Here is a 3,428-nt window from a genome sequence, read left to right on the forward strand (position 1 = left end):
GTGTCCCCGTACGGGGCGTACCGCACCGGCGACGACCAGGTCGTCGTCCTCGGAACCACCAACGACCGTGAATGGCAGCACCTGGCCGGTGATGAAGGAGGCGGCGTCCGTGGCGAGGAAGACGAACGCGCCGGCGACCTCTTCCGGCTCGGCCCAGCGACGCAACGGAATTCGGTTGAGCATGTTCGCAGCGAACTTTTCGTTGGTGCGGATGGTCTCGGTCATCGGTGTCGCCGCGAGCGGGGCCAGGGCGTTGACGAGGATGCTCTTGCGCGCCAGTTCGCGGGCCAGCGACTTGGTGATGCCGATGATGCCGGCCTTCGCCGCCGAGTAGTTCACCTGTCCCAGCGTTCCCGTGAGCCCCGCCGACGACGTGACGTTGATGATGCGGCCCGTACCGTCGGTCGCGAGGAAGGGCAGCGCGGCCTGCGAGCAGTTGAAGGCGCCGAGCACGTGGATGTCGTGGATGCGCTGGAACGATTCGGTGGTCGTCTCGGCGAACATCGCCGGGTCGGTCACGCCCGCGTTGTTGACCAGGATATGCAGGACGCCTTCGGTGAAACCCGCCGCGCGAGCGGCCGCGGCGTCGGCGGCTTCCCGGTCGCGAACATCGAGCGCGAAGCTGTCGGCCTTGCCGCCGTTCTTCGAAATACGTTCGGCAACAGCGGCTGCGGCGCTACCGTCGACGTCGGTGACGAGTACTGCCGCACCGGCAGCAGCGAGCGCCTCGGCCACCGCGGAACCGATGCCTCCCGCCGCACCGGTCACGAGCGCCGACCGCCCGGTCAGATCGAACAAATTCTTGTTGTCGGCCATCAGTAGCTCCTCGGCAATCCCAAAGTGTGTGAACCCAGATAGTTCAGAATCATTTCCTGGCTGATCGGGGCGATCCGCATGACGCGCGCTTCACGGAAGTAGCGTGAGACGTTGTACTCCTCCGAATAGCCCATGCCGCCGTGTGTTTGGAGCGCGCGATCGGCCGCGGTGAAACCGGCATCGGCACAGAGGTACTTGGCGGTGTTCGCCTCGCGGCCGCACGGTTTACCGTTGTCGAACAACCAGGTCGCTTTGCGCAGGACGAGCTCGGCCGCATCCAGGTGGGCGAGCGAATCCGCGAGCGGGAACTGGATGCCCTGGTTCATGCCGATCGGCCGGCCGAACACTTCCCGTTCGTTGCCGTATTTGACGGCCTTGTCCAGCGCGACCCGGCCGATACCGAGCGCTTCGGCGGCGATCAGCATGCGTTCGGGGTTGAGGCCGTCGAGCAGGTAGCGGAAGCCCTGGCCCTCCTCGCCGACACGATCTTCCACGGGGATGCGGAGGTCGTCGATGAAAAGCTCGTTGGACGTGACCGCGTTGCGGCCCATCTTGCGGATCGGCCGGATATCGACCTTGCTGCGGTCGAGATCGGTGAGGAACAGAGTCATTCCGTCGGTCTTCTTCTCGACCTCGTCGTACCGCTGTGTGCGGGTCAGGAGCAGGATCTTCTCCGACTCCATCGCCTTGGAGATCCACACCTTGCGTCCGTTGACGACGTAGTGGTCGCCTTCGCGCTTCGCGAACGTGGTGATGCGCGAGGTGTCGAGGCCCGCGCCCGGTTCGGTGACCCCGAAGCAGACGTTGAGGTCGCCGCTGACGATGCGCGGCAGTGTCCGGGCCTTGAGCTCGTCGGAGCCGTGCACCACGACGGGATGCATTCCGAAGATGTTCAGGTGGATGGCGCTGGCGGCATTCATTCCTCCGCCCGAGCGCGCGACTTCCTCGAGCAGGATCGTCGCCTCGGTGATGCCGTATCCGTGCCCGCCGTATTCCTCGGGCATCGTGATACCCATCCAGCCGCCGTCGGCGATGGTCTTGTAGAACTCCGTCGGAAACTCGTGTGCGAGATCCTTTTCCATCCAGTACTGGTCGTCGAAGTTCTTCATCAACGCTGCGACCGACTTACGGATCAATTCCTGATCCTCGGTCAGGTCGAAACTCATCCCGTTCACGGCATTGTTCATGCGCGCGTCGCCGATCCGTCGACACCGATCGAGACCATGTCACCGATCGAGACCATGTCGTGGGGATTCATGATTTTCCTTCCGGGTTGGGTCATCGGATCAGTCGGAGGCAGGCAGTGCCTGCGCCGATTTGACGACCATCGGGGCGCCGTCGTAGCTCAGCTCACCTGCACCCGGTGACGTACACAGCACCTCCACGGTGTCGTCCGCATTCACGTAGCGCTTCCCCAGGAGGGTGACGGCTTCGCCCGCGGGAGGTGCTGAGGGCCGACCGGGAGGCGCCGGCTCCATCGGCGCATCTCCACAGGCGATTGCCTGCCCACCGTCGGCCGGAGCGCGAACGACGACAACCCGGGTGGTGCAGGTGGTACTGGCGAGCTGGATACCCGGACGTAGCGGCATGGTCATGACGGACCTCTCTCTCGGCAGACTTCGACGAACGAGCAGGCTCGCTCCCACATAGGAAACTATCTTCTCCAAGAAAGAGAATCAACCTATCGATACGGACGGGGAGGAACGTCGCCTCCCGCCCGGCTCGGGCGGGTGCGCATGCGCGACCACGCACTCACTTACCGGTTCCGGGCCGCAGACCTGCGGTTTCGGCCCGAATCGCCCCGGTGATTGACTATCGCGACGAGTCGTGGAAACCTATTGATCAGTAATGAGAATGCAATTCTCACCAAAGAGAGGAGGTGGAGAATGGCCCTGGTGCCCCCGCTACCCGCCGACCAGTGGGACGAGAGCGTGAACTTCGCACTCAAGGGCATGCTGCCGCGGGACATGCGCAATCCGGAGAGAGCCGGCGCCGCGCTCTCGACGCTCGTCCGGCATCCCGATCTGGCAAAAGCGTTCCTCGGCTTCAGCGTTCATCTGCTCTACCGATCGACGCTCCCCCCACGCCTGCGCGAGCTGGCCATCCTGCGCGTTGCGAACCGGCACGATTGCTCCTACGAGCTCGGCCATCACATCGAGATGGCCCAGAACGAAGCCGGACTCACCCGAGCCGAGGTCGACGCAGCCATGGAAGGCAAGTCCGACAACGAGTTCGAGGGTCTCTTGCTTGCCGCGGTAGACGAACTCGAGGACAACTCACGGTTGTCCGAGGCCACGTGGACCGCGCTCGGTGAGCAGCTCGACGAGCGACAGCGGATGGATCTCGTCTTCACCATAGGCGGATACGGCCTGATGGCCATGGCCTACAACACATTCGGAATAGATTTCAAGGACGAAAGGTAGCGCCTTGCCCCACTTCACCAAACCGGCCGAGGGAAGCTGGACCGAAAGCTTCCCCGGGCTCGGCACCGCCCCGGTCGACTACACCGACTCCATCGACCCCGCCTTCTTCGAAGATGTGCTTGTCGACGGCGGTGGGCCAGTAGTTGTAGGTCAGGTACCAGCCCGGTTCCCAGATGAGCAGGGTCATGT

General features: G+C 63.8%; 5 protein-coding genes. 1 reads left to right on the forward strand and 4 read right to left on the reverse strand.

Annotation, left to right across the window (positions count from 1 at the left end):
- From Q8814_RS25115 to Q8814_RS25125, 3 genes are all read right to left on the reverse strand, one after another.
- A partial coding sequence (locus Q8814_RS25115; RefSeq protein ID WP_330154674.1) for an SDR family NAD(P)-dependent oxidoreductase occupies positions 1-816 on the reverse strand: 816 nt, incomplete at its 3' end.
- Complete coding sequence (locus Q8814_RS25120; protein ID WP_330154677.1) at positions 816-1,982, reverse strand: acyl-CoA dehydrogenase family protein; 1,167 nt, start codon at positions 1,980-1,982, stop codon at positions 816-818. The genes Q8814_RS25115 and Q8814_RS25120, both read right to left, overlap by 1 nt.
- Before the next feature lie 120 nt (positions 1,983-2,102).
- On the reverse strand, positions 2,103-2,411 hold the full coding sequence (locus tag Q8814_RS25125; protein WP_330154675.1) for a hypothetical protein: 309 nt from the start codon (positions 2,409-2,411) through the stop codon (positions 2,103-2,105).
- A 291-nt stretch (positions 2,412-2,702) separates the two neighbouring features.
- Between Q8814_RS25125 and Q8814_RS25130 the strand changes: the two genes are divergently transcribed.
- Entirely contained in the window at positions 2,703-3,239 is a 537-nt protein-coding gene (locus Q8814_RS25130; RefSeq protein WP_330154676.1) for a carboxymuconolactone decarboxylase family protein, read from the forward strand.
- Here Q8814_RS25130 and Q8814_RS25135 read toward each other — a convergent pair.
- The coding region (locus Q8814_RS25135; protein WP_330154678.1) for a hypothetical protein at positions 3,223-3,428 on the reverse strand (206 nt) is incomplete at its 5' end. The two genes, Q8814_RS25130 and Q8814_RS25135, sit on opposite strands and share 17 nt — an antisense overlap.

This window comes from Rhodococcus chondri (assembly GCF_036327435.1).
In the GTDB taxonomy this organism is placed as follows: Bacteria; Actinomycetota; Actinomycetes; order Mycobacteriales; family Mycobacteriaceae; genus Rhodococcus; species Rhodococcus chondri.

Coding starts and splice junctions, on each gene's coding strand:
- Q8814_RS25120 (WP_330154677.1), bottom strand. CDS start 1,982: ATGAGTTTCGACCTGACCGAGGATCAGGAATTGATCCGTAAGTCGGTC.
- Q8814_RS25125 (WP_330154675.1), bottom strand. CDS start 2,411: ATGACCATGCCGCTACGTCCGGGTATCCAGCTCGCCAGTACCACCTGC.
- Q8814_RS25130 (WP_330154676.1), top strand. CDS start 2,703: ATGGCCCTGGTGCCCCCGCTACCCGCCGACCAGTGGGACGAGAGCGTG.